At 66.3% G+C, this 22,812-nt stretch carries 23 protein-coding genes; 11 read left to right on the top strand and 12 right to left on the bottom strand.

The window, feature by feature from the left end; translation table 11 throughout:
• Window position 1: 1 nt before the first annotated feature.
• Window positions 2-1,027 (top strand): ABC transporter substrate-binding protein, encoded by a 1,026-nt coding sequence (locus ACVIGA_RS05625; protein WP_456665604.1) that lies wholly within the window; start codon window positions 2-4, stop codon window positions 1,025-1,027.
• A gap of 60 nt (window positions 1,028-1,087) precedes the next feature.
• Here ACVIGA_RS05625 and ACVIGA_RS05620 read toward each other — a convergent pair whose 3' ends face one another.
• Both ACVIGA_RS05620 and murI read right to left on the bottom strand, forming a co-directional pair.
• Window positions 1,088-1,864, bottom strand: coding sequence for an HpcH/HpaI aldolase family protein (locus ACVIGA_RS05620; protein ID WP_456665603.1), 777 nt, complete (start codon window positions 1,862-1,864; stop codon window positions 1,088-1,090).
• 59 nt (window positions 1,865-1,923) lie between these two features.
• Window positions 1,924-2,721 carry a glutamate racemase gene (murI, locus tag ACVIGA_RS05615; protein WP_456665602.1) on the bottom strand — a complete coding sequence of 266 codons (798 nt, stop codon included), beginning with the start codon at window positions 2,719-2,721 and terminating at the stop codon, window positions 1,924-1,926.
• A gap of 173 nt (window positions 2,722-2,894) precedes the next feature.
• Here murI and ACVIGA_RS05610 point away from each other — a divergent pair, with 173 nt between their 5' ends.
• Together ACVIGA_RS05610 and ACVIGA_RS05605 are read left to right on the top strand one after the other, a co-directional pair.
• A complete protein-coding gene (locus tag ACVIGA_RS05610) occupies window positions 2,895-3,494 on the top strand; it encodes a cytochrome b (protein WP_456670745.1) in 600 nt (199 codons plus the stop codon).
• Window positions 3,495-3,587: 93 nt separating this feature from the next.
• On the top strand, window positions 3,588-4,613 hold the full coding sequence (locus tag ACVIGA_RS05605) for an agmatine deiminase family protein (RefSeq protein ID WP_456665601.1): 1,026 nt from the start codon (window positions 3,588-3,590) through the stop codon (window positions 4,611-4,613).
• A gap of 160 nt (window positions 4,614-4,773) precedes the next feature.
• Here the strand turns inward: ACVIGA_RS05605 and ACVIGA_RS05600 are convergent, their stop codons facing one another.
• The 4 genes from ACVIGA_RS05600 to ACVIGA_RS05585 form a co-directional block, all read right to left on the bottom strand.
• A complete protein-coding gene (locus ACVIGA_RS05600; RefSeq protein WP_456665600.1) occupies window positions 4,774-5,946 on the bottom strand; it encodes a M20 aminoacylase family protein in 1,173 nt (390 codons plus the stop codon).
• Between the two features lie 212 nt (window positions 5,947-6,158).
• Window positions 6,159-7,466 (bottom strand): adenylosuccinate lyase, encoded by a 1,308-nt coding sequence (purB, locus tag ACVIGA_RS05595; RefSeq protein ID WP_456665599.1) that lies wholly within the window; start codon window positions 7,464-7,466, stop codon window positions 6,159-6,161.
• Window positions 7,467-7,629: 163 nt separating this feature from the next.
• Window positions 7,630-8,274, bottom strand: a complete 645-nt coding sequence (locus ACVIGA_RS05590; RefSeq protein ID WP_375775503.1) for a response regulator — start codon at window positions 8,272-8,274, stop codon at window positions 7,630-7,632.
• A gap of 40 nt (window positions 8,275-8,314) precedes the next feature.
• Window positions 8,315-9,685 carry a sensor histidine kinase gene (locus ACVIGA_RS05585; protein ID WP_456665598.1) on the bottom strand — a complete coding sequence of 457 codons (1,371 nt, stop codon included), beginning with the start codon at window positions 9,683-9,685 and terminating at the stop codon, window positions 8,315-8,317.
• A gap of 221 nt (window positions 9,686-9,906) precedes the next feature.
• Here ACVIGA_RS05585 and ACVIGA_RS05580 point away from each other — a divergent pair, with 221 nt between their 5' ends.
• The 7 genes from ACVIGA_RS05580 to ACVIGA_RS05550 all read left to right on the top strand — a co-directional run bounded on the left by ACVIGA_RS05580 (window position 9,907) and on the right by ACVIGA_RS05550 (window position 15,634).
• Window positions 9,907-10,686 (top strand): MotA/TolQ/ExbB proton channel family protein, encoded by a 780-nt coding sequence (locus ACVIGA_RS05580; RefSeq protein WP_456665597.1) that lies wholly within the window; start codon window positions 9,907-9,909, stop codon window positions 10,684-10,686.
• Complete coding sequence (locus ACVIGA_RS05575) at window positions 10,683-11,372, top strand: hypothetical protein (RefSeq protein ID WP_223976185.1); 690 nt, start codon at window positions 10,683-10,685, stop codon at window positions 11,370-11,372. Before ACVIGA_RS05580 ends, ACVIGA_RS05575 begins: the two co-directional genes overlap by 4 nt.
• Window positions 11,365-11,973, top strand: coding sequence for a hypothetical protein (locus ACVIGA_RS05570; RefSeq protein ID WP_456665596.1), 609 nt, complete (start codon window positions 11,365-11,367; stop codon window positions 11,971-11,973). Before ACVIGA_RS05575 ends, ACVIGA_RS05570 begins: the two co-directional genes overlap by 8 nt.
• Window positions 11,974-12,596: 623 nt before the next feature.
• Complete coding sequence (locus ACVIGA_RS05565) at window positions 12,597-12,731, top strand: hypothetical protein (protein WP_016843141.1); 135 nt, start codon at window positions 12,597-12,599, stop codon at window positions 12,729-12,731.
• The gene (locus tag ACVIGA_RS05560; protein ID WP_456665595.1) at window positions 12,728-13,321 is read left to right on the top strand and encodes a TetR family transcriptional regulator; all 594 of its coding nucleotides are present in this window, start codon (window positions 12,728-12,730) and stop codon (window positions 13,319-13,321) included. The genes ACVIGA_RS05565 and ACVIGA_RS05560 overlap by 4 nt, the downstream gene beginning before the upstream one ends.
• Window positions 13,322-13,427: 106 nt before the next feature.
• Entirely contained in the window at window positions 13,428-14,168 is a 741-nt protein-coding gene (locus tag ACVIGA_RS05555) for a metallophosphoesterase family protein (RefSeq protein WP_456665594.1), read from the top strand.
• Window positions 14,169-14,173: 5 nt separating this feature from the next.
• Entirely contained in the window at window positions 14,174-15,634 is a 1,461-nt protein-coding gene (locus ACVIGA_RS05550) for a serine/threonine protein kinase (protein ID WP_456665593.1), read from the top strand.
• 11 nt (window positions 15,635-15,645) lie between these two features.
• Here the strand turns inward: ACVIGA_RS05550 and rpe are convergent, their stop codons facing one another.
• Window positions 15,646-16,347 carry a ribulose-phosphate 3-epimerase gene (gene rpe / locus ACVIGA_RS05545; protein ID WP_223976193.1) on the bottom strand — a complete coding sequence of 234 codons (702 nt, stop codon included), beginning with the start codon at window positions 16,345-16,347 and terminating at the stop codon, window positions 15,646-15,648.
• Window positions 16,348-16,598: 251 nt separating this feature from the next.
• Here rpe and ACVIGA_RS05540 point away from each other — a divergent pair, with 251 nt between their 5' ends.
• Window positions 16,599-17,426, top strand: a complete 828-nt coding sequence (locus ACVIGA_RS05540) for an EF-hand domain-containing protein (protein WP_456665592.1) — start codon at window positions 16,599-16,601, stop codon at window positions 17,424-17,426.
• Here the strand turns inward: ACVIGA_RS05540 and ACVIGA_RS05535 are convergent.
• The 5 genes from ACVIGA_RS05535 to livM all read right to left on the bottom strand — a co-directional run bounded on the left by ACVIGA_RS05535 (window position 17,423) and on the right by livM (window position 22,811).
• Window positions 17,423-18,418 carry a P1 family peptidase gene (locus ACVIGA_RS05535; protein ID WP_456665591.1) on the bottom strand — a complete coding sequence of 332 codons (996 nt, stop codon included), beginning with the start codon at window positions 18,416-18,418 and terminating at the stop codon, window positions 17,423-17,425. The two genes, ACVIGA_RS05540 and ACVIGA_RS05535, sit on opposite strands and share 4 nt — an antisense overlap.
• A 206-nt stretch (window positions 18,419-18,624) precedes the next feature.
• Complete coding sequence (locus ACVIGA_RS05530; protein ID WP_456665590.1) at window positions 18,625-19,743, bottom strand: branched-chain amino acid ABC transporter substrate-binding protein; 1,119 nt, start codon at window positions 19,741-19,743, stop codon at window positions 18,625-18,627.
• Window positions 19,744-19,909: 166 nt separating this feature from the next.
• On the bottom strand, window positions 19,910-20,659 hold the full coding sequence (locus ACVIGA_RS05525; protein ID WP_456665589.1) for an ABC transporter ATP-binding protein: 750 nt from the start codon (window positions 20,657-20,659) through the stop codon (window positions 19,910-19,912).
• Window positions 20,656-21,489: an ABC transporter ATP-binding protein gene (locus ACVIGA_RS05520; protein WP_223976203.1), complete on the bottom strand. Its 834-nt coding sequence runs from the start codon at window positions 21,487-21,489 to the stop codon at window positions 20,656-20,658. Before ACVIGA_RS05520 ends, ACVIGA_RS05525 begins: the two co-directional genes overlap by 4 nt.
• The gene (livM, locus tag ACVIGA_RS05515) at window positions 21,486-22,811 is read right to left on the bottom strand and encodes a high-affinity branched-chain amino acid ABC transporter permease LivM (RefSeq protein ID WP_275945293.1); all 1,326 of its coding nucleotides are present in this window, start codon (window positions 22,809-22,811) and stop codon (window positions 21,486-21,488) included. The genes ACVIGA_RS05520 and livM overlap by 4 nt, the downstream gene beginning before the upstream one ends.
• Window position 22,812 lies beyond the last annotated feature (1 nt).

Below are 22,812 nucleotides of genomic sequence, written 5' to 3'. Positions count from 1 at the left end.
GATGCTCACCGAGGCCCGCGTGCTGCCCCGCAAGATCAGCCGGCGACGTATCCTCGGCGGAACCATCGGCGCGGCGCTGAGTGCCGCGGCGATCGTCGCACCCGCAATCGCGCGAGAGCGAGCCCGGCTGCGGCTCGGCTATCTTCATGTCGTTGCCGTCGACGGCCAGATCCTCACTGGCCTCGACCGCGGCTCGTTCGACCGCGAAGGGATCGATTTCGATCTGGTCGAGTTCAACACCGGTCTCGAGGTGGTGCAGGCGATGGCCGCGGGCAAGCTTGACGTGCTGTCGGCCGGCGCCGTGATCTCGAGCCTGCTGCCGCGCGGCGGTTACACCGCATTCCTCGTCAACGATATCGAGATCGCGACCGCGCAGCTCTGGGTGCGGCCCGACAAGGGCGTGCGGACGTTCGCTGACCTCCGCGGCAAGCGCATTGCGACCACGCGGATGAGCACGGCCCACATCTTCCTCGATCGTGCGCTGCGCGCCAACGGTCTCGCGCCGGCCGATGTCGAAATCGTGAGCAGCAGCATGTCTGCGGCGGTGGACGCGTTCATCGCCGGCGAGGTGCCCGCCGTCGCGCTGTGGGTGCCGTTCAATACCGCGGTGCGCGAAAAGGTCCCCGGCGCCGTCAAGCTGGTCGACGCATCCGCCTACTATCCGCAATCCGCCGTCGTTGGCGGCTGGGTCGCCCGGCAGGACTATTTCGCCGCCAACCGCGACGTCTTCGCCCGGGTCATCCGCGGCTGGGCCGACGCCAACGACCACATGCTGCGCAACGGCAAGGCCGCGGCCGGTGCGTTGCAGAAGAACCATTATCCGCAGGCGTCGATCGCCGATATCGAGGAGGCGCTGGCGGCGCAGAAGATGTTTTCGTCGCGGGAGTGGAAGCGGCTCTATGCCGACGGCACGGTGGCCAGATGGCTGCAGCAGGTCAGTGATTTCTTCGTCACGGAAGCGCCGCTCGCGGCCGCGACGCCGGCCACGCAATATTTCGATCCGAGCCTTTATCTGGCGACGATCTAGAGCATGATCCGGAAAAGTGTGTAGCGGTTTTCCGACAAGATCATGCTCAAGAAAAAGAAGCTATCGCTTGATCCCGGCGAATGCGGCGGTAATGCCGCGCTGGAACAACGACCAGTCGAAGCCGAGCGCGAGCGCAAGGTAGCCGCGCTCGATCATCGCATTGGCCTGCTCGGCGGTGCGCGCGACGCCGCCGATCGGCACGCCGCTCTTGATGATGCCTTCTTCCGCGCGCTGCATCAGTGCGACCACTTCGGGATCGTCAGGAAAGCCGCGCTTGTTGATCGAGGTGGCGAGATCGCCGGGCCCGATCACCGCCAGGTCGATGCCCGGTGTCGCCATGATCTCGTCGATGCGATTGACGGCATCGACATGCTCGATCGTGATCATGCAGATCATGTCGTCGTCGGCGGTCGCCATGTAGTCGTTCATCGAGACGCCCCAGCGGAACGGCGCATGGAACGGGCCCCAGAGCCGGTCGCCGTTCGGTGGATAGCGCACGCTGCGCGCGGCCTTCTCGGCGTCGCCGCGGTTGCAGATCATCGGGAAGTTGATGCCGAGCGCGCCGATGTCCATCGGCGCCTTGGCGAGGTGCGGCTCGTTGGCGGCGATCCGCACCATCGGCACGCACGGCGTGCCTGAGGTGGCCACGATCATCGCATGCGCGGTGCCGAGGTCGATCGGGCCGTGCTCGAGATCGACGATGATCCAGTCCAGCGACTGCGCCATGATCTGCACGGTCTGGATACTCGGAATGGTCGCGATCGCGCCGAAGGTCGGGCGCTTGTCGCGCCAGGCCTGGCGCAGGCGATTGAGCGGCGTCAGCGGGGCTGTGGTCAAATGCGGTCCTCCCTCGAAGGCGAGCAGAGGCTAGCAGCGCGTCGTGACGGCGAAAAGGATCAGGCCGGGACTCGGCCGCCGAAGAACGGCGTCAGCGCTTCGGTCAGCTTGTGCGGGCGCTTCGAGGTGAAGATCATCTCGGCGCCGGCCTCATCGCTCTCTGTGCCGGCCGGGCCGAGTAAATCGGCGACGCGGCGGGCGATCGCCGGCGCCGGATCGATCCAGTCGACCGGCCACGGCGCCAGCCGGGTCAGCCGTTCCAGCAGCAGCGGATAATGCGTGCAGGCCAGCACGACGGTATCGGTGCGCGCGGGGTCATTGGCGCCATCGCCGACGAAGCAGGGGGCCAGTTCGGCGGCAATGTCCTCGTCGCGCACCCTCTGGCCGCTCAGCGCGGCCTCGGCGAGCGAAGCTAGCTCACCGGAACCGACCAGCGTCACCTCGCAGCCCTGCGCGAAATCCGAGATCAGCTTGCGGGTATATTCCCGCTTCACAGTGCCTCTGGTGCCGAGTACCGAGACGCGGCGCGTCTTCGACGAGGCGCAGGCCGGCTTGATCGCCGGCACCGTGCCGACGAAGGGCAGGCGGTAGGCGTCGCGCAGATGCGACATGACCAGGGTGGACGCCGTGTTGCAGGCGATCACGACGAGGTCGGGCGCGTGGGCTTCGATCAGCTCGCCGACCAGCGGCACCACCCGGGCGATGATCTCGTCCTCGGTGTGGTGGCCATAGGGGAAGAAGGCATCGTCGGCGACATAGACATAGTGGGCGTCGGGCCGGGCGCGGACGATCTCGCGCAGCACGGTGAGGCCGCCGAGGCCGGAATCGAAGATGAGGATGGTCGGGGGAGTGGGCACGGTGAAAAGTCTATCCGAGGCAGGGTTACCATTCAGTTGTTTCTGGCTATCCGGCCACTGGGGCCGACAAAAGGCGGTGAAGGCGGGAATTTCATATGGCCTTGACCTATCCCTGCAAGTATCACGGCAAACTATTGCTGCGACGTGCGAAATCCAAACGGGGCCATTCGACCATGATCCGCAATACCACCGCGAGCTGGGGCTCGCTCGCCCGTGCGTTCCACTGGGTGCTGGGCATCACCATCATCGGCATGCTGGCCTATGGCTGGTGGATGAACCACTTCCCGGCACGGGCGGACAAGTTCTTCTACCGGTCGATTCATGCCGATATCGGCTACATGGTGCTGCTGCTGACCGTGCTGCGGCTGCTCTGGCGCAGCGTCAACCCGACGCCGACGCTGCCGGCCGAGATGCCTTCCTGGCAGCGGATCGCCGCCCGCGTCAGCCATGGCGCGCTCTATGCCGTCACCATCCTGGTCGCGATGCTGGGCTGGGCGCATTCCGGATCCCGCACCCAGGATTATTCGAGCTTCTTTGGCCTGTTCCATGTTCCCCAGATCACCTCGCCGGACAAGGCGGCGGCGGATGCCTACGAGGATCGCCACATCTTCTTCGCCTACGTCTTGCTCGCGCTGATCGTGTTGCACCTCGCCGCGGTCGCCTTCCATCATTTCGTCAAGCGCGACCGGGTCGCCGCGCGGATGATGGGGGCGGGCGAGGCCGACGGCGCCCATGAGGCGGCGCGGGCGGCGACGCCGAGGGCGAGCGGATGACCGCCGAGTCTTGACGGCCAGGTGATGGCATCGCACCGGCGCCGGCGCTAGTCTGGCGGTCAATCCGGGAGGGCCATCGCGGCCAGGACGCTCGTGGACGATCTTGCGCGGGACAATCTGAACTGGCGGATGCCGGACGAGGGCACGCCGCATGCCGCGACCTGGATGGCCTTCGGCGCCAGCGCCGCGATCTGGGGCGGCAGGCTGCTTCCGGTGGCGCGGGAAAACCTTGCCAACATTGCCAAGGCGATCGCGGCCTATGAACGCGTCAACATGCCGGTGCGCGAGGAGGACCGCGAGATTGCCGCGCGGCTGTGCGGTCCCGCGGTCAGCCTCGTCGTGCAACCGGTCGACGACGTGTGGATGCGCGACACCGGACCGGTGTTCGTGAGGGACCCGTCGGGGCAGCTTGGCGCGGTCGGTCTCAACTTCAACGGCTGGGGCAACAAGCAACGCCACGCGCTCGATGCCGAGGTCGCCGCGCACGTCGCCCGAGCCGCGAAGGCGACGTTCATCAAGGCGGGCCTCGTGCTGGAAGGCGGCGGGATCGAGGTCGACGGCGAGGAGGGGACAGCCATCATCACCGAGAGCTGCGTCGTCAACCCAAATCGCAATCCGGGTGTGTCGAAGGACAAATGCGAGGCCGAACTGTCTGGCCTGCTCGGGCTGGAAAAGATCATCTGGCTGCCCGGCATCGCGGGCAAGGACATCACCGACGGCCATACCGACTTCTACGCGCGCTTTGCCGGTCCCGGCGTTGTCGTGGCTGGCCTGGAACTGGATCCGTCGTCGTTCGATCATGCGGTGACCAAGCGACACCTCGATATCCTGCGCGGCGCTGTCGATGCGAAGGGCCGGCGTCTGGAGGTCGTGGTGCTGGAGAGCCCGTCGACGGTGCGTCCAAAGCACGGCGGCAAGGACTTCGCCGCCGGATACATCAACTTCTATGTCTGCAACGGCGCCGTGATCGCGCCCGAGTTCGGCGACGCGACCGCCGACCGCAACGCGCACGATATCCTGCGCGACCTGTTTGCCGACCGGGAGATCATCCAGCTCAACATTGACGGCATCGCTGCCGGCGGCGGCATTCACTGCACGACGCAACAGCAGCCGCGTTGATGTGAATGGCCCGGCCGCGACGGATCGCGGCCGGGCCGTTCATCGATTGCACTAGAGCGTTTTCGAGCGAAGTGGACACCGGTTCGCGTGAAGAAAACGCGTCAAAACAACAACCTAGAGCTTCGGTTCTGATCCTGTCAGAACCGAAGCTCTAGCGGTGCTAACCCGCCGGCATCTGTTTCTCGACCAGCCGCACCCAGTAGGACGCGCCGTGGCCGAGGATGTTGTCGTTGAACTTGTAGGCCGGGTGGTGGCACATCGGGCCGTCGCCCATGCCGAGGAAGACGAACGCGCCGGGGCGCGCCTCCAGCATGAACGCGAAATCCTCGGCGCCCATGACCGGCACTAGATTGTCGTTGACGCGTTCGGCGCCGGCCACATCGCGTGCGACCTCGGCGGCGATGCCGGCCTCGCGGGCGTGGTTCAGCGTCACCGGATACATGCGGCCATAGTCGGTCTCGGCAGAGCCGCCATAGGCCTTGGCGATGTTGGAGGCAATCTCGCCGATCCGGCGCTCGACCAGATCGCGCACGCCGGGATCCAGCGTGCGCACGGTGCCGCCCAGCGTGACGGTCTCCGGGATCACGTTGAACGCGGCGCCGGCCTCGAACATGGTGATCGAGATGACAGCCGATTTCAGCGGATCGACATTGCGCGACACGATCGATTGCAGCGCATTGATGATCTGGGCGCCGATCAGCACACTGTCGACCGCCTCGTGCGGGGCCGCGCCGGCGTGGCCGCCCTTGCCGTGGACGACGATCTTCAAGGTGTCCGACGAGGCCAGCATCGGGCCCGGTGTGGTCGCGAAATAGCCCTCGGGCAGGCCGGGCATGTTGTGGAGGCCATAGACCTCCTGGATGCCCCAGCGGGTCATCAGCCCATCGTCGACCATCGCCTTGCCGCCGGCGCCGCCTTCCTCGGCAGGCTGGAAGATCACGACCGCGGTGCCGTCGAAATTGCGCGTCTCGGTGAGGTATTTCGCGGCGCCCAGGAGCATCGCGGTGTGGCCGTCATGGCCGCAGGCGTGCATCTTGCCGGGGACCTTCGAGGCATAGGCGACGCCCGAGGCCTCGGCGATCGGCAGCGCGTCCATGTCGGCGCGCAGCCCGATGGTCTTGCCCGAACCGGATTTGCGGCCGCGGATCACGCCGACCACGCCGGTGCGCCCGATCCCCGTCACCACCTCGTCGCAGCCGAACTCGCGCAGCTTCTCGGCGACAATGCCGGCGGTGCGGTGCACCTCATAGAGCAGTTCGGGATTCTCGTGGAAGTCATGGCGCCAGGCGGCCATTTCATCCGAGAGGGCGGCAACGCGATTGACGATGGGCATGTGGAGCGTCCGTTTCTTGTGAGCTTTGTAGTGAACCGTGTAGGGCGGGTCAGCGTAGCGTAACCCGCCGGCTTGTCACGCGAAAGCGACCGTCATTCCGGGGCGATTCGAGCCGCAATTCGCAACTGCGAACTGTGGAATCCAGAGGTTGCAGCGCGAGATTCCGGATTTCGCGCGCGGTGCGCGTGCCCCGGAACGACGTAGGCAGATCCTCACGCTTCGCCGAACACCCGCTTGAAGATCGTGTCGACGTGCTTGAGGTGATAGCCGAGGTCGAACTTCTCCTCGATCTCGGCGTCCGTCAGGTATTTCTTCACGTCGGGGTCGTTCTTCAGCAGCGTCTGGAAGTCGCCTTCGCCGCGCCAGACCGGCATCGCGTTGCGCTGCACGAATTTGTAGGCGTCCTCGCGGCTGGCGCCCTTCTGGGTCAACGCGATCAGGACGCGCTGCGAATGCACGAGGCCGCCGAGCCGGTCGAGGTTCTTCTGCATGTTCTGCGGATAGACCACGAGCTTCTCGATCAGGCCGGCGAGCCGGACCAGCGCGAAGTCGAGCGTCACGGTGGCGTCGGGGGCCATCATGCGCTCGGCCGAGGAGTGCGAGATGTCGCGCTCGTGCCACAGCACGACGTTCTCCAGCGCCGGCGTCACATAGGCGCGCACCATGCGAGCCAGGCCGGAGAGGTTCTCCGACAGCACCGGATTGCGCTTGTGCGGCATCGATGAAGAGCCCTTCTGGCCCTCGGAGAAGAACTCCTCCGCTTCCAGCACCTCGGTGCGCTGCAAATGGCGCACCTCCACCGCGAGCCGCTCGACCGAGGCGGCGATCACGCCGAGAGTGGCGAAATACATTGCGTGGCGGTCGCGCGGGATGACTTGCGTCGAGACCGGCTCCGGCCGCAGGCCCATCGCTTTCGCGACGTGCTCTTCGACCCGCGGGTCGATCTGGGCGAAGGTGCCGACCGAGCCCGAGATCGCGCAGGTCGAGATCTCGTCGCGCGCGGCGACCAGGCGGGCGCGTGCGCGTGCGAACTCGGCATGGGCATAGGCGAGCTTGAGGCCGAAGGTGACCGGCTCGGCATGGATGCCGTGGGAGCGGCCGATGGTCGGCGTCAACTTGTGCTCGAAGGCGCGGGTCTTCAGCGCCGCCAGCACCCGGTCGAGATCGGCGATCAAAAGGTCGGCGGCGCGCTTGAGCTGGACGTTGAGGCAGGTGTCGAGCACGTCGGAGGAGGTCATGCCCTGGTGCACGAAGCGCGCCTCGGGGCCGACGATCTCGGCGAGATGGGTCAGGAAGGCGATGACGTCGTGCCTGGTCTCACGCTCGATCTCGTCGATCCGCGCGACGTCGAAGGTGGTGTCCTTGCCCTTGGCCCAGATCGTCCTGGCGGCTTCCTTGGGGATCACGCCGAGCTCGGCCAGCGCGTCGGCGGCATGCGCCTCGATCTCGAACCAGATCTTGAAACGCGTCTGCGGCTCCCAGATGGAAGCCATTTCCGGGCGGGTATAACGGGGGATCATCGAGAGCTCCGAATCGAGCGGGGCGGGACCACGCACAGGGAATATAGTGCGGAAAACCGGCCAAATAGCCGGCGTAGTGGCCGTAGCCGGGGTGAGCGCGGCGATATCCGGGGCCTCCCGGCGGACCCCGGGTATCGCCGCGCTCACCCGGGCTACCAAGCGGCTACAAATTCGCCAGCCCGCATTCGACGGCCAGGCGGACCAGCTGGGCATCGGTCCGCATGCCGGTCTTGGCCTTGATCAGATAGTGGTAGTTCTGCACGGTCTTGGTGCTGAGGTTGAGGTTTACAGCGATCTGTTCCTTGGTGTGGCCTGCCGCGAACTGCCGGAGAATCTCGATCTCCCGCTCGCCGAGCTGGTCGAGCGCCGATTTGGACGGCGCCAGGCTCTCCAGCGCGAGCACCCGGGCGACGTCGTCGCTCATCGCATGCTCGCCGCGCGCCACCGAGCGGATCGCCGCGATCAGCTCGGCCGGCTCGCTGCCCTTGGTGACGAAGCCAGAGGCACCGGCGCCGAACGCCGCCTTCACCTGGGCGGCCTCGCTGTGCATGCTGAAGACCAGGATGCGGGCGTCGGCATCGCGCGCGCGAATGTTGCGGATCGCTTCCAGTCCGCTCGCGCCGGGCATCGAGATGTCCATCACCACCACATCGGGCTGGTGCGACTTGAAGGCGCGATAGGCATTGGCGGCGTTGTCGGCCTCGGCGACCACGCTGAAATCGTCCTGATGCTCGAGCACGCGCCGGTAGCCCTGGCGGACGACGGGATGATCGTCCACCAGGAGAATCGAGATGCTGCGACTGTTCACGTTCGTTGTCTTCGCGGCCATCGTCTTCGCGGTCGTCATCTCAGGCAGCAAGCGGAATCGTGGCAGCGACCGAGAGGCCGCGGCTGGCCCGCGCGATCGACAGCGAACCGCCGAGTGCGGCGACGCGCTCACTGACGCCGGTAAGGCCGAAGCCCGCCGACTGCGCCACCTTGGCGGCATCGCCGCCGCCGTCGTCCTCGACGCGCACCAAGAGCGCGTTCTCGGCTCCGGTGCGCCGCTCGATCCGCAGCACGATCTCGCGCGCTGAGCTGTGGCGCAGCGCATTGGTCAGGCATTCCTGCGCGATACGATAGGCGGTCGCGGCGACCGTGCCGCTGATGTCGGCGAGATCGCCCTGCATATCGAGCTGGATCATCGGCTGCGTGGTGCGCGATCGACAGCTATCGACGAGATCGACCAGGCTCGCCTCCAGCCCGAGCTCCTCGGCCGGCGGGTGGCGCAGGCGGTTCAGCGTATCGCGTAGGCAGGCGACGATGCGGCGCGTGGCCTGCGAGATCATCCGCGCATCCTGCGCAATTTCGGTGCCGGCGGCGTATTTGTCGCCGGCGCTTGCCTCAATCGTGGTGGCGAAGGCGAGGATCGCGGTGAGATTCTGGCCGAACTCGTCGTGCAGCTCGCGGGCCAGCGCGCGGCGTTCGTCGCTGCGGATCTCGAGCAGCCGCCGCGTCAGCATCGTACGCTCCTCCTCGGCCTGCGCGAGGCGGTCGCCGAGATCGCCGACGGCGCGTCCGATCATCGCGAGATCCATCGAGCGGACGCGCGGCAGCGGCGTGCGGTACTCGCCTTCGGCCATGCGCCGCAGCGCTGACACGATCGAGTGGGCGGGCGCCAGCGTATGCGCGATCGCGAGCGAGGCGAGCAGCGCGATGGCCAGCGCCATCAGCAGCGCGACATGGATGTTGTCCAGGATGTGCTGCCAGGCGAGCGCGATCGCGGCGTCCGGATCGGAGATGGCGCGGACGGTTCCAGCGGAGGCAGTGCGGGCGCTGATCGGCCGCTCGACGGTGGCGTGATCGCCGAGCACCGCCTGCACGGTTGCCGCGAACCAGCGCGGCGGCGCCCTACCGATCCCCTTGCTCTGGCCGCAGAGCGGCTTCTCGAAGGCGCCGGCCGGTTCGAACTGCACGCAGATCCCCGGCGCGATCAGTCCCATGGTTTCGATGGTGCGCCAGTCCGGCGCCGGCAGCAGTTGTTCGCGCATCCGGTTGCTGCGCAGCAGCAATTCGCGCCAGTACAACGCTTCGAGCGCCTGCGAGACCCGCTCGGCGGACGCCGACGTGGCGCGATCGACGCTGCGATAGGCATCGATCGTGGCCCAGCCGGTGGCCGCGCCGAGGCACAGCGCGACGATGACGAGCAGGCGGGCGACCAGTTGAAGCACGAGGCGCATGCGATCACTCCACAGCCGGGGCATGATCCAGAAAGAGGGGCGAAGCGTAACAGCAACCCTGTTCCCGGCAAGTGCAAGCATGCCCAGCCATGCAGGTCGGGAAATTTGCCCGACGAAACTTGGGCAGATGTCTTTGGACGGCGCTCACAGGCTCTGCTCTAACGGAGGGCGAGGCCGCCGCGGAGCCTCATGGAACAATCGCCACAGGGAGCTCGCGCAGCATGAATGCCAAGGTCGGCGCCGCCGTCGCATCGGCCGGCACGGATGCGGCGGAGCGTAGCGTCCTGCTGCTCTGGATGATCTTCACCGGCCTTTCAGTGTTCGCCGCCTTCCTGCTGTGGCGCTACGGGCTGATCCGCCTGATGGTCAATTCCGACCGCACCTACATTTCCAGCGTCATCGCGGTGCTGTACATCGTCACTTGCATCCACTGCTTTTGGCGGACGCGGGCGATTGCGCGGGAAGGGGAGGTTGCGCGCGGCTGCCGCGCCATCCTCGCCGCGCCCGACGGCGCCAAGGTGCTGGCGTCAGACGCGCGCGGCCTGCCCGGCGGCCTCGTCACCGATCACATCAGGAGCCTGGTGCAGAAGGCCGATGCGCAAGCCAAAGGCCGCATCGACCAGACCCTGCTGCTGCGGACGCTGGCCGACCGCCTGCGCGGCTCGAACGGTTTTGGCGCCTTCGTCTCCGACACTCTGATGAAGCTCGGCCTGCTCGGCACCATCATCGGCTTCATCATCATGCTGGCGCCGATCGCATCCCTCGATGCCGCCGACAAGGTCGCGATGAAATCGTCGATGGGCCTGATGAGCGACGGCATGGCGGTCGCGATGTACACGACGCTGGCCGGGCTGATCGGATCGATCCTGGTCAGGATCCAGTACTACATGCTGGATTCGGCGACCCAGCGGGTGTTCTCCGACGCCGTGGTGCTTACCGAGACGCACGTCACCCCGGCGCTGGAGCGCCGCCTTGGTACGTCCGTTGGATCGCCGCCATGATGGACGAGTTCGGGCTCTATCCGCGCGAGGAGCCGTTCGATCCGCTCGGTGTCATGCTGTTCAAGGCGCTGCAGGTGATCGCCTTCCTGTTCTTCCTCGCGCTGCTTTCGGTGTCGCCGGACTCCAAGGAGGGCAAGATCGACTCCAAGGCGGAGTTCATCATCACGATGGACTGGCCGGACAACCACCCCGATGATCTCGACCTGTTCGTGCAGGACCCGGCCGGCAACATCGCCTGGTACCGGCATCGCGAGGCCGGCTTCCTGACGCTCGATCGCGACGATCGCGGCGGCGCCAACGACTTCATCGTGGTCAACGGCAAGAAGATCGCCTCGCCGATTCGCGAGGAGATCGTCACCTTGCGCGGCGTCGTCGCCGGCGAATACACTGTCAACGTCTCGCATTTCCAGGCGACGACCGGCGAGCCGGTACAGGCCAATGTGAAGGTGCAGAAACTTAACCCGACCGCGCAGGTGATCTTCGACGACAAGCTGACCGTCGACCACACCGGCGACGAGAAGACTGCGGTCAGGTTTCGTCTCGACGCCGAGGGCAAGGTGATCAACGTCGACCGGCGGCCGAAATCGCTGCTGGAAACCTTCCGCAGCAGTTGGCGCAACGGCGCCGACCTCGATCCGAACACCGGCGTCCCGAAATCCGGCGTCAGGGTGCTCCGCAATGATTAGCCTGCAATCAGTGGTCCTCACGCTCGCGGTGGCCTACGCGATGGTCGGTGCGCTGCTGCTGATCGTGCTGGTCTATGCGCGGCTGCACTGGTCGCTGAAGGCTGTCGTCATCGTCGTCACCAGCGCGTTCTATTTCGTCAGCTTCGGCGGCATGCGCGGGCTGCTCGGCTGGGCCTCCGCGGAGAAGCTGCCGGCGAATTTCAAGCTGCTGTCGACGCGGATCGTCGAACCGCATTCGCTGGAGGGCGATCCGGGCTCGATCTATCTCTGGGTTGAGGAGCTCGATGAAGACAACCGGCCGAGCGCCGTGCCGCGCGCCTTCCGGATTCCCTACAGCGACGCACTCGCCGAGCAGACCCACACCGCCGACAACGAGATCAAGGCCGGGCATCCGCAGGGCGGGCGCGCGGCGGATTTCGGCGGCGGCGACGGCACCATCATGGATTTCGTCAGGGAGTACATCACCCCGAAGACGATCGTGGAGACCACGGGCGGCGATTCCACAACGGGAACCTTCGTGCCGCCGCCGGCCGGCGCGCAAGGGTCGGTCTTCACGCCGCTGCCACCGCCCCGAATGCCGCCCAAGGACGAGCAGCGATAGGGGCGCGCACCCGGCGAATGGCATAAAAATAGGGATCGCCAATAATCGGTCAGCGGGGTGGACAGTAGTCAACCGGAATTCCTCAATTCGCTGAACCGTGTAGTCTGTGGATAACCGGGGCTAGATTTCATCCCCAAGCCATTTTCCCGGCAAAGGGGCCGCTGCGTGAGGCGGCCCCTTTCGATTCCGGCACCCGGTTCCGGTGCCGTGAGGCGGCCTCAGAGCACCGTCAGGAATGCGATCGCGAGAACCATCAGCCACCCGACAATGACGAGCGAGACCACCGCGCCCGCGGTGATCTTGGCGATCTCCTTGAAGGTCATCGGCCGGTCCATGGCAGCCTCTCCCGGGGTAACCGTAGGAGACATAGGCACGGACCGGCGGGTTGCCCGGCTGCTCACGGAACGTTGTTGCTCGCCATCCAGGGCCCGGGCCAGCGGCCCCGATGGGCCCATCCAGGCCGCATAGCTGTCATCTCGCAAAGTTTGTCTGACAGATATTGAGATCTGTCAGCGAGATGGTGTATATACTCAACAGCCCAAGGGAGGAGGGCGCCCAGTGGCTGTTCCGGCGTTTGGCCGGGGGAGCCGTACTTAATTTGACTACCTCGAAGGACTACCTCCATGACGATAGAAATCTTTCAATTGACCGCCCAGATTCAACAGTGGCTCAACCTTCGCGTCGCCCGCCATTTGGCAGCCCAGGCCGCCAAGTTCACGCGCGGGCAGGACAGCGATAACCAGACGGTAAACGCATGAACGAGGCGGTGGTTTTGACTCCGGAGCGGATCCTCGAAGCAACCGAGGATGTTTTGAGGCGCTTCGGGCTCGCCAAGGCCACCGTTGTCGACGTTGCTCGCGCGCTGGATGTCAGCCACGGCAGCGTGTACCGCCATTTCCCGAGCAAAGCTTCGCTCCGTGACGCGGTCGCCAAACGCTGGCTCGACCGCGCCAATGAGCCGCTGTGCAAGCTCGCAGCCGGCGATGGCCCGGCGCCGGAGCGGCTGGAGAAATGGCTGCGCACCGCCTTCACGATCAAGCAGAAGAAAGTCTGCGACGATCCCGAGATGTTCGCGACCTATCTCGCGCTGGCCCAGGGCGCGCGTGAGGTGGTGGAAGCCTACAAGGACAAGCAGGTCGATCTGATCGCGAAGATCCTGTCAGATGGTGTCGCGCAGGGCGTGTTCGAGGTCGATGATGTCAAGGCGACCGCGCGCGCCGTGTTCGACGCAACCGTCCGTTACCATCACCCGGCGCATGCCGAGGAATGGTCCAAGCCGGAATGCCCGTCGCGGATCGACGCCCTGATCGCGCTGCTGCTGCGGGGCGTGCAGGTGTGCAAGCACTAACCGACCTTTCTTCCAACATCCTCTGACCACCTGATGCCTTTGGCCCGATTGCGAGCACGGGGCTGCGTGTGCTTGATATCGGGCAGGATCAGTCACGCGGACCACGATGCGGCTTGCACTCTTTGCCGATATTCATGCCAACCGACAGGCCTTCGCGGCCTGCCTGGATGCCGCGCGTGCGCGCGGCGCCGAGCGGCTGATCTGCCTCGGCGACATCGTCGGCTACGGCGCCGATCCGGAATGGGCCGTCGACACGGTGATGGACCTCGTCGCTGATGGCGCGATCGCGGTGCGCGGCAACCATGACAATGCGATCGGCGTGCCGAGCGACAGTATGAATGCCGACGCGCAGGCCGCCATCGACTGGACCCGCGGCCGACTCAACGGCGAGCAGAAGCAGTTCCTCGCCGAGCTTCCGATGTCGCGGGAAGAGGACAACCGGCTCTACGTGCATTCCGAAGCGTCCGACCCCGTGAAGTGGCGCTACGTCCGCGATACCTCCGATGCCGCGCGCAGCATGATGGCAACTGAATTGCAGATCACCTTCTGCGGCCACATCCATCGTCCGGGCCTCTACTCGATGTCCTCGACCGCGAAGATGACGAGCTTCGTTCCGACCGCGGGCGTCGCGGTTCAATTGCTGACCGGCCGGCGCTGGCTCGCCGTGCTCGGCTCGGTCGGTCAGCCGCGCGACGGCGATCCCGCGGCATCCTTTGCGATGTTCGACACCGCAAGCCGCGAGATCACCTATCACCGTGTGCCCTACGACGTCGCGACTGCCGCGGCGCGGATCAAGGCCAACGGCCTGCCGCTCTGGCTCGCCGATCGCCTCGCCGTCGGCAGGTGATGCCGATGGCGGCGCTGACGATGCAGCCGGGCGCCGAGATCGATGGCTTCACCATCGGCGAGCGCGTGCACCGCGGCGGCATGGCGACGCTGTGGAGCGTCACCCATCCCGGCATCACCGTGCCGCTTTTGATGAAGGTGCCGCTCACCTCGGAGGGCGAGGATCCGGCCGCGATCGTCAGCTTCGAGATGGAGCAGATGATCCTGCCGCGGCTGTCGGGGCCGCACGTGCCGGCCTGTTTCGGCAGCGGCGATTTCGAGCGCCAGGCCTATGTGGTGATGGAGCGCATTCCCGGGCAGACGCTCTACAGGCGGCTCGGCGGGCTGCCGTTGCCGTATGAGGAAGTGAGGGTGATCGGCGGCAAGGTCGCCACTGCCCTCGCCAGCCTGCACCGGCAGAACGTCATCCATCACGACATCAAGCCGAGCAGCATCATGTTCCGCGAGCGCGGCGAGGCCGTGCTGAGCGATTTCGGCCTCTCGCATCACCAGCATCTGCCCGATTTGTTGCAGGAGGAGTTTCGCCTGCCTTACGGCACCGCGCCCTATATGGCGCCGGAGCGCCTGCTCGGCGTGCGCGACGATCCGCGCAGCGATCTGTTCTCGCTCGGCGTGCTGCTGTATTTCTTCACCACCGGCGTCCGCCCGTTCGGCGAGACCGAGACCCTGCGCGGCATGCGCCGGCGGCTGTGGCGTGATCCGTATCCGCCGCGCAGGCTGCGATCCGACTATCCTCCGTGGTTGCAGGAGATCGTGCTGCGCTGTCTGGAGATCGATCCAGCCGCGCGCTATCCGACCGCGGCGCAGCTTGCCTTCGATCTTGCCCACCCCGAGCAGGTCAAGCTGACGGCGCGGGCGCAGCGGCTCGATCGCGATCCGCTCGGCACGGTCTGGCGCCGCCGCTTCAATCTCGGCGCGATGCCGCCGCAGCCGAAGTCCAATGCCGCGGCGCAGCTCGCAGCGAGCCCGATCGTTGCGGTCGCGCTCGATCTCGGCGAGGGGACCGAGGTGCTGAACGAGACCATCCGCGTCACCGCCGAGCAGGTGCTGTCGACGTCGCCGTCGGCGCGGCTCGCCTGCGTCAACGTGCTGAAGCTCAATCGCCTGGCGATCGACCGCACCCATGACGAGCAGGGCCAGAACAAGCATGTCGACCGCCTGGTGGCGCTCCAGCATTGGGCGCGACCGTTCAGGCTCGAGGAGGGGCGGCTGACCGTGCATGTGCTGGAGGCGATCGATCCCGCCGCCGCCATCCTGGAATTCGCCGCGGTCAATCTGGTCGACCACATCATCATCGGCGCGCGGCAGAACTCGGTGCGGCGCGCGCTGCTCGGCAGCGTCTCCGCCAAGGTCGCAGGCGAAGCGCCGTGCACGGTGACCGTGGTGCGGCCGTCGCGGCTGATGCCGGCGACGGAGGCGGGCGACGACACGGCGGATGCCGCTGCGACGCCGCCCGCGTTGTTCTAATCCTTGGTCGGCTAGATCGCTTCGCCGCGCGCTTCGGCGGCCGCGTGGCGGATCGCGGCGATGTTGGTCTTGTAGGCCTCGACGGTGCCACCCTTGAACACGGCCGATCCCGCGACGAAGGCGTTGGCGCCGGCGGCGGCGAGCTGGCCTGCAACGTCGGGCGCAACGCCGCCATCGACCTCGATGTCGATCGGTCGGCCCGCGACCATCGCCCTGACGTCGGAGATCTTTCCGATCGCCGAGCGGATGAAGGCCTGGCCGCCGAAGCCGGGATTGACCGACATCACCAGCACCAGGTCGATCAGGTCGAGCACATATTCGATCGCGCTCACAGGCGTTGCCGGATTGAGCGAGACGCCGGCCTTCTTGCCGAGCGCGCGGATCGCCTGCAGCGAGCGATGCAAATGCGGGCCGGCCTCGGCATGCACCGTGATGTGGTCGCAGCCCGCCTTGGCGAACGCCTCGAGATAAGGGTCGCAGGGCGAGATCATCAGGTGGGCGTCGAAGATCTTCTTGGTATGCGGCCGCATCGCCTTGATGACATCGGGGCCGTAGGAAATGTTCGGCACAAAATGGCCGTCCATCACGTCGAGATGGATCCAGTCGGCGCCGGCCTGGTCGACGGCGCGGACCTCCTCGCCGAGCTTTGAGAAATCCGACGCCAGGATCGACGGGGCGATAACGAGGGGACGCGGGGTGAATGACTGAGTCATAGCGCAGTTCCGAAAGGCTTCAGGGGGCGACGGGTGATCCCGCCTAACACGCGGACGCGTGGCGGGCAATGCGAGCGGACGGTACCTCGGAGCCGGAAAATTCTGCCGCCGGCGGCAGCTCTTGCCGGGTTCGCGGAACCCGCAACAATGCGCCAAGGCCTGGTTTTATTGGGTTTTTGCCATGGCACGCCGCTTGCTGCGCCTTTGCCAAGCGTTTGAGCCGCCATGTGCGGCCTTGTTGGAGTATTGCCATGTTATTTGCCATTGGCGCTGCGTCATCCGCCATTGATCTCTTGAGCTCGCTGATGTCGTCGAAGTCGACGACACAGACCGGCAGCTCCACGCAGGGAAATCAGTCGACCGGGCTGTTCTCGGCCGCGACCAGTAGCTCGACGTCCGCCAGCAGCAGCACGAGCGCCGGCTCGGGCAGCAGCAGCTCCCCGCAGATTTCGCCGCTGACCATGAGCGCGCTGCTCGACGCGCAGAGCCAGTCGCAGACCACGGGCTCGACGAGTGCGACCCCGACCAGCCGGTCGGATGCGCTGAAGGACCTGTTCTCGCAGATCGACGCCGACGGCAACGGCCAGATCACCAAAGCGGAATTCGAGAAGGCGCTCGGCGCCGGCGGCACCAACACCGCGCAGGCCGACGACGTGTTCTCCAAGCTCGATACCAATGGCGACGGTAGCGTCAGCCTCGACGAGATGTCGCAGGCCCTGCAGGGCCACAAGGGCGGCGGCCATCACCATCATCACGCGGCCGGCGGTGCGACTGACGGATCCGGCGCCAGCAGCGGCGCGGGCGGATCGAGCTCCGATCCGTTGATGCAGGCGCTGAACGGCGCGACCTCGACGTCGGTGACCAACAGCGACGGCTCGACCACGACGACCATGACCTATGCCGACGGCTCCAAGGTGTCGATGACGTCGCCGGCCGCGGCTTCCACCACCAGCAGCGCGACCTCGTCCTCTGCGGGCAGCAACGCGACCTCGTCCTACAATTTCATCGAGCAGCTGATCCAGCGCCAGTCGCAGGCGGTCTCGGCCCAGGCCTCGTCGTCGCTGTCGGTCAGCGCCTAACCGAATTTGTCCCGCCAGCTCGGCAGCGTGCCGGGGAAAGGCAACGCGGTGGCTGAATGAACGCCGCGGGCGATCGCGCGCGCCACCGTGTTGGCGGCGATGCCGCCGAGCTTGGTTAGGCCGAACAGCGGATCGACCGGCTTTACGCCGGTGGCCGCCGCAAACACCACATCGCCGTCGAGCGGGGCGTGCACCGGATAGATCGCGCGCGCCATGCCGGTCTGCGCGATCATCGCAAGGCGCCTGGCCTGCGGCTTGGTCAGCTGCGCATCGGTCACGACAACGACGAGCGTGGTGTTCTCGGCGGCGGTGGCGTCCGCGCCGCCCTTCAGCCGCAGCTTCAGCATGTCCGGCGTGAATGCGGGCGGCAAGCCGCGCCCGCCGAATTCGCCATCGACCTCGAACGGCGCCGCCCAGAACCACGGACCATTGCCTACCGTGACGCTGCCGACCGCGTTGACCACCGCGAGCGCTGCGACCTTGACGCCGTCGTCGGTTACGGCGGACGCCGAACCGAGGCCACCCTTGAGGTTGGCGGTGGTCGCGCCCATGCCGGCGCCGACACTGCCGAGCTCGAAATTGTCGGAGGCGGCATTGGCGGCCGCGTAGCCGAGATCGCGATAGGGCGGAAAGCGTCCCCACGCCTTGTTGCCGCCGTTGAGCAGGTCGAAGCAGATCGCACCCGGCACGATCGGGATCACCGCATCGCGGATGCGAAAGCCGCGGCCGCGTTCTGCGAGCCAGGCCTGCACGCCGCCGGCCGCATCTAACCCAAGCGCCGAGCCGCCCGACAGCGTGATGCCGTCGATCGCCTCGACGACGTTATGCGGGGACAGCAGCGCGTCCTCGCGGGTGCCCGGACCGCCGCCGCGGACATCGATCGAGGCCACCGCCGGCCGCTCGAACAGGATGGCGGTGACGCCGGAGGCGATCACGGCGTCGTCGGCGTGGCCGACGCTGACGCCGGCAATATCGGTGAGAAGGTTTTTCACGATTTAAGTCCGTTCGCCTGCTGTCCGATCGATCCGGTATAGCAGCCGCGGCGGATAAGCAAAACGCCCCGGCGAGCCGGGGCGTCTAGTACTCTATCCCGTTATTGCGAGCGAAGCGAAGCAATCCATTGTCACCGATCACACGGAAAGATGGATTGCGTCGTCGCTATCGCTCCTCGCAATGACGGCGAAGGGTGGGAAAATGCTCAGGAGCCCTTCGGATTGATCTCGGTGTAGTTGCCCTTGGCGTCCCACTTGTAGACGACGTAGTCGATCGCCTTGATGTCGCCCTTGGCGTCGAAGCCCATCTTGCCGAGCACGGTGTCCCAGTCGCCGGCCTTGATGGTCTCCATCACCTTCTTGGCGTCGGTGGTGCCGGCCCTGGCGACGGCTTGCGTCCACACCTGCATCGCGGCGTAGGTGTAGAGCGTGTAGCCTTCGGGATCGATGTTCTTGGCCTTGAACTTCTCGACGATCGCCTTCGCGGTCGGCTTGTTGCGCGGATCGGGGCCGAACGTGAACAGCGTGCCTTCGGCGGCGGGGCCGGTGATCGAGGCGAACTCCTTGTCGTTCATGGCATCGCCCGCCATCAGCACGGTCTGCAGGCCTTGGTCGCGCATCTGGCGCAGGATCAGGCCGGCTTCCTGATGGTAGCCGCCGACATAGACCAGATCGATATTGTCGCGCTTCAGGCGCGAGACGATCGAGTTGAAATCCTTGTCGCCCTTGTTGTAGGACTCGAACATCTTCTCCTGGAAGCCGGCCTTGTTCAGCGCCTTCTTGGTCTCGTCGGCGAGGCCTTTGCCGTAGGTGGTCTTGTCGTTCAGGATCGCGACATTCTTGCCCTTGAAGCTCTTCATGATGTAGTCGGCGGCGACCAGGCCCTGCTGGTCATCGCGGCCGCAGACGCGCGCCACGTTCCAGAGCTTGCGCTCGGTGAACAGCGGATTGGTCGAGGCCGGGGTGATCTGCAGCACGTTGGCGTCGGCATAGGCCTCGGAGGCCGGGATCGACGACGACGAGCAGAAATGGCCGGCCACGAACGGTATCTTCGAGGAGCCGATCTTTTCCGCGATCGAGCGCGCCTGCTTCGGATCGCAGGCATCGTCGTCGGCTTCCAGCGCGAGCTTCTTGCCGAGCACGCCGCCGGCGGCGTTGATATCGGCGACTGCCTGCTCGGCGCCATTCTTCATCTGCCGGCCAAAAGCGGATTCGGAGCCCGTCATCGGGCCCGCGACTGCGATGGTGATGTCTTGCGCGAACGCGCTCGCCGATAATGCGAACGACGCGCCCAGTGCCAGGCCGATCAGCTTCAGTGATTTCATGAGACGTCCCTCGTGGTCGTTGCCTCTTGCGGAAGGGCCCGGCACGCCGGGTCCCAAAACCGGCGGCATTCTCGGCTGATTTCGCAGCGAAGTCACCGGCAATTTTCAGGCAAATCGACGCTGTATCAGCCGCATCCTGCTGCAACGGGCGGCGCTCGTGGTTTAGCTAGCCGCGGCGGCCGCCTTCCAGATAGGCGGCGCGGATTTCCGGGCGCTGCAGCAATTCGGCGCCGGTTCCGGCCAGCGTGATCAGGCCGTTGACCATGACGTAGCCGCGATGGGCGAGCTTCAGCGCATGGTTGGCGTTCTGCTCGACGATCAGCACGGTGAGGCCGTCCTGCCGGTTCAGCGTGCGGATGGCGTCGAAGATCTGGCGTGCGATCAGCGGCGCAAGACCGAGCGACGGCTCGTCCAGCATCAGCAGGCGCGGCCGGCTCATCAGGGCACGGCCGATCGCGAGCATCTGCTGCTCGCCGCCCGACAGCGTGCCGCCGCGTTGTGCGATGCGCTCCTTCAGCCGCGGAAACAGCGCGAATACGCGCTCCAGCCCGGCTTCGCGTTCGGCGTCGCTGCATTCGGTGGCATCGGCGCCCATCTGCAGGTTTTCCGCGACGCTCATGCGCGGAAAGATCCGCCGGCCCTCGGGCGATTGCGCGATGCGCAGCCGCGCGATCTCGTGGGTCGGCACGCCGGTGATGTCGTCGCCGTCGAACTCGATGCGGCCGGCGCGGGCGCGCGGCCGGCCGAAGATCGTCATCATCAGCGTCGACTTGCCGGCGCCGTTGGCGCCGATCAGGGCGACGATCTCGCCTCGATTGATCTCGATGTCGACGCCCTTCAGCGCCTCGATCTTGCCATACGCCGCACGCACGCCGCGCACCGCGAGCAGGGGTGTGGTTGCCGCTGCCGCGCTCACGTGCCGCTCTCCATCACGGCGATCGCCTCTTCCTCGTCGGCGCCGAGATAGGCGGCGATCACCTTCGGGTCGTCGCGCACGGCTTGCGGCGTGCCTTCGGCGATCTTGACGCCGTAGTCCATGACCACGACGTGATCGGAGATCTCCATCACGACGGACATGTCATGCTCGATCAAGAGGATCGAGGTGCCCTGTTCGTTGCGGATCGACAGCAAGAGCTCGTTGAGCCCGCCGCTCTCGCGTGCGTTCAGTCCGGCCGCCGGCTCGTCGAGACAAAGCAGCGCAGGTTCGGTGCACATCGCGCGCGCGATCTCGAGCCGCCGCTGGTCGCCATAGGGCAGATTGCCTGCGGCGTCGTCGGCGCGGTCGAGCAGGCTGACGCGGTTGAGCCAGGTCCGCGCCAGCTCGATGGCGCGCTGCTCGGCCTCGCGCCAGGACGGCAGGCCGAGCAGGCCGAGCAGGGTGAGGCCCGAGGCGCGCATCAGCGCATTGTGCTGGGCGACCATTAGGTTTTCCAGCGCGGTCATGCCGGGAAACAACCGGATGTTCTGGAAGGTGCGCGCCACCTTGGCCTGCTTGGAGATGCGGAAATCGTTCAGCCGCTCGAGCTGGATGGTGCGGCCGTCATCATGGGCGAGGCGGATCGCGCCGCCGCTCGGCCGGTAGAAGCCGGTGATGCAGTTGAAGACGGTGGTCTTGCCGGCGCCGTTCGGCCCGATCAGCGCGGTGATCTTGCGTCGCTCGGCCGCAAAGGAGAGCTCGTTGACCGCGACGATGCCGCCGAAGCGCATCATCAGGCGGTCGACGGTGAGGATGTGGTCGCCGCTCATCCGTGGCCCTCCTTGACGAGGTCGGAGGAGATCGCCTGGTTGCGCTCCAGGAACACGGTGGGCGCGCGATGGCCGATCAGACCGCGCGGCCGCCAGATCATCAACAGCACCATCGCGATGCCGAACACCAGCATGCGGTACTGATCGAAACCACGGAACAGCTCGAAGCCGCCGATCATGGCGAGCGCGGCAAGCGCGACGCCGAGCTGCGAGCCCATGCCGCCGAGCACGACGATCGCCAGCACCAGCGCCGATTCCTGGAAGGTGAAGGACTCCGGGCTGATGAAGCCCTGCCGCGTGGCGAAGAATGCGCCGGCGAAGCCGCCGAACATCGCGCCGGTCGCGAACGCCGTCAGCTTGGTGGTCGTGGTGTTGATGCCGAGCGCGCGACAAGCGACCTCGTCCTCGCGCAGCGCCTCCCAGGCGCGGCCGATCGGCAGCCGCCGCAGCCGGATCGTCACCCAGTTGGTGAGCAGCGCCATCGCCAGGATCAGATAGAACAGGAAGACGAGGCGGTGGGTCGGCGAGAACTCGATGCCGAGCCTGGCGGCGAGCCCGTCGTCGCCCGGCGTCAGCGGAATGCCGAACATGGTCGGGCGGGGAATCCCCGAGACGCCGTTGGGGCCGCCGGTCAGGCTCTGCCAGTTGATGATGACGAGGCGGATGATCTCGCCGAAGGCGAGCGTCACGATCGCGAGATAGTCGCCGCGCAGCCGCAGCACCGGGAAGCCGAGCAGCACGCCCCAGAATGCCGCCAGGATGCCGGCGAGCGGCAGGCAGACCCAGAACGACAATCCGAAATTGGTCGCGAGCAGCGCGTAGGAATAGGCGCCGACCGCATAGAATGCGACATAGCCGAGGTCGAGCAGGCCGGCGAGGCCGACCACGACGTTCAAGCCCCATCCCAGCATCACATAGGTCAGGACCAGGATCGACAGGTCGAGAATGTAGCGCTGGTTGTAGAAGATGACCGGCACGAGGAACGCGAACACCAGGAGCGCAGGCGCCAGCCATCGCCCGGCGAACGAGATCGCCGATTGCACCGGCTTCGGCACGATGCTGTCCTTGTCGACCGGTCCCCACCATTGCCGCAGCAGCTCGACGATGATGCTGCCGCCGAACACCGCGCCGACGAGAGCGGCGAGGTCGCCGAACCGGGTCCAGTAGATCAGGCCGCCTTGCGGTCCGGCCTCGGTGCGCACGCCGATCATCAGCGAGAACAGCACCAGCGCGACCAATGCGCTGATCAGGGCTTTCTTGAGAATGAAGGCGCTGCCCGAGGGCTGCGCGGCGGGCGATGGGCGGGCTGAGTTCGCGCTCACG

This window comes from Bradyrhizobium sp. USDA 3240, assembly GCF_054063295.1.
Note: the sequence above shows the minus strand (reverse complement) of the source record. Positions and strands in the feature narration are given on the sequence as shown.

Bases quoted from the DNA above. Each gene is read 5' to 3' on its own strand.
- ACVIGA_RS05625 (WP_456665604.1), top strand. From the start codon at position 2: ATGCTCACCGAGGCCCGCGTGCTGCCCCGCAAGATCAGCCGGCGACGT.
- ACVIGA_RS05610 (WP_456670745.1), top strand. From the start codon at position 2,895: ATGATCCGCAATACCACCGCGAGCTGGGGCTCGCTCGCCCGTGCGTTC.
- ACVIGA_RS05600 (WP_456665600.1), bottom strand. From the start codon at position 5,946: ATGCCCATCGTCAATCGCGTTGCCGCCCTCTCGGATGAAATGGCCGCC.
- purB (WP_456665599.1), bottom strand. From the start codon at position 7,466: ATGATCCCCCGTTATACCCGCCCGGAAATGGCTTCCATCTGGGAGCCG.
- ACVIGA_RS05585 (WP_456665598.1), bottom strand. From the start codon at position 9,685: ATGCGCCTCGTGCTTCAACTGGTCGCCCGCCTGCTCGTCATCGTCGCG.
- ACVIGA_RS05580 (WP_456665597.1), top strand. From the start codon at position 9,907: ATGAATGCCAAGGTCGGCGCCGCCGTCGCATCGGCCGGCACGGATGCG.
- ACVIGA_RS05575 (WP_223976185.1), top strand. From the start codon at position 10,683: ATGATGGACGAGTTCGGGCTCTATCCGCGCGAGGAGCCGTTCGATCCG.
- ACVIGA_RS05570 (WP_456665596.1), top strand. From the start codon at position 11,365: ATGATTAGCCTGCAATCAGTGGTCCTCACGCTCGCGGTGGCCTACGCG.
- ACVIGA_RS05565 (WP_016843141.1), top strand. From the start codon at position 12,597: ATGACGATAGAAATCTTTCAATTGACCGCCCAGATTCAACAGTGGCTC.
- ACVIGA_RS05560 (WP_456665595.1), top strand. From the start codon at position 12,728: ATGAACGAGGCGGTGGTTTTGACTCCGGAGCGGATCCTCGAAGCAACC.
- ACVIGA_RS05555 (WP_456665594.1), top strand. From the start codon at position 13,428: ATGCGGCTTGCACTCTTTGCCGATATTCATGCCAACCGACAGGCCTTC.
- ACVIGA_RS05550 (WP_456665593.1), top strand. From the start codon at position 14,174: ATGGCGGCGCTGACGATGCAGCCGGGCGCCGAGATCGATGGCTTCACC.
- rpe (WP_223976193.1), bottom strand. From the start codon at position 16,347: ATGACTCAGTCATTCACCCCGCGTCCCCTCGTTATCGCCCCGTCGATC.
- ACVIGA_RS05540 (WP_456665592.1), top strand. From the start codon at position 16,599: ATGTTATTTGCCATTGGCGCTGCGTCATCCGCCATTGATCTCTTGAGC.
- ACVIGA_RS05530 (WP_456665590.1), bottom strand. From the start codon at position 19,743: ATGAAATCACTGAAGCTGATCGGCCTGGCACTGGGCGCGTCGTTCGCA.
- ACVIGA_RS05520 (WP_223976203.1), bottom strand. From the start codon at position 21,489: ATGAGCGGCGACCACATCCTCACCGTCGACCGCCTGATGATGCGCTTC.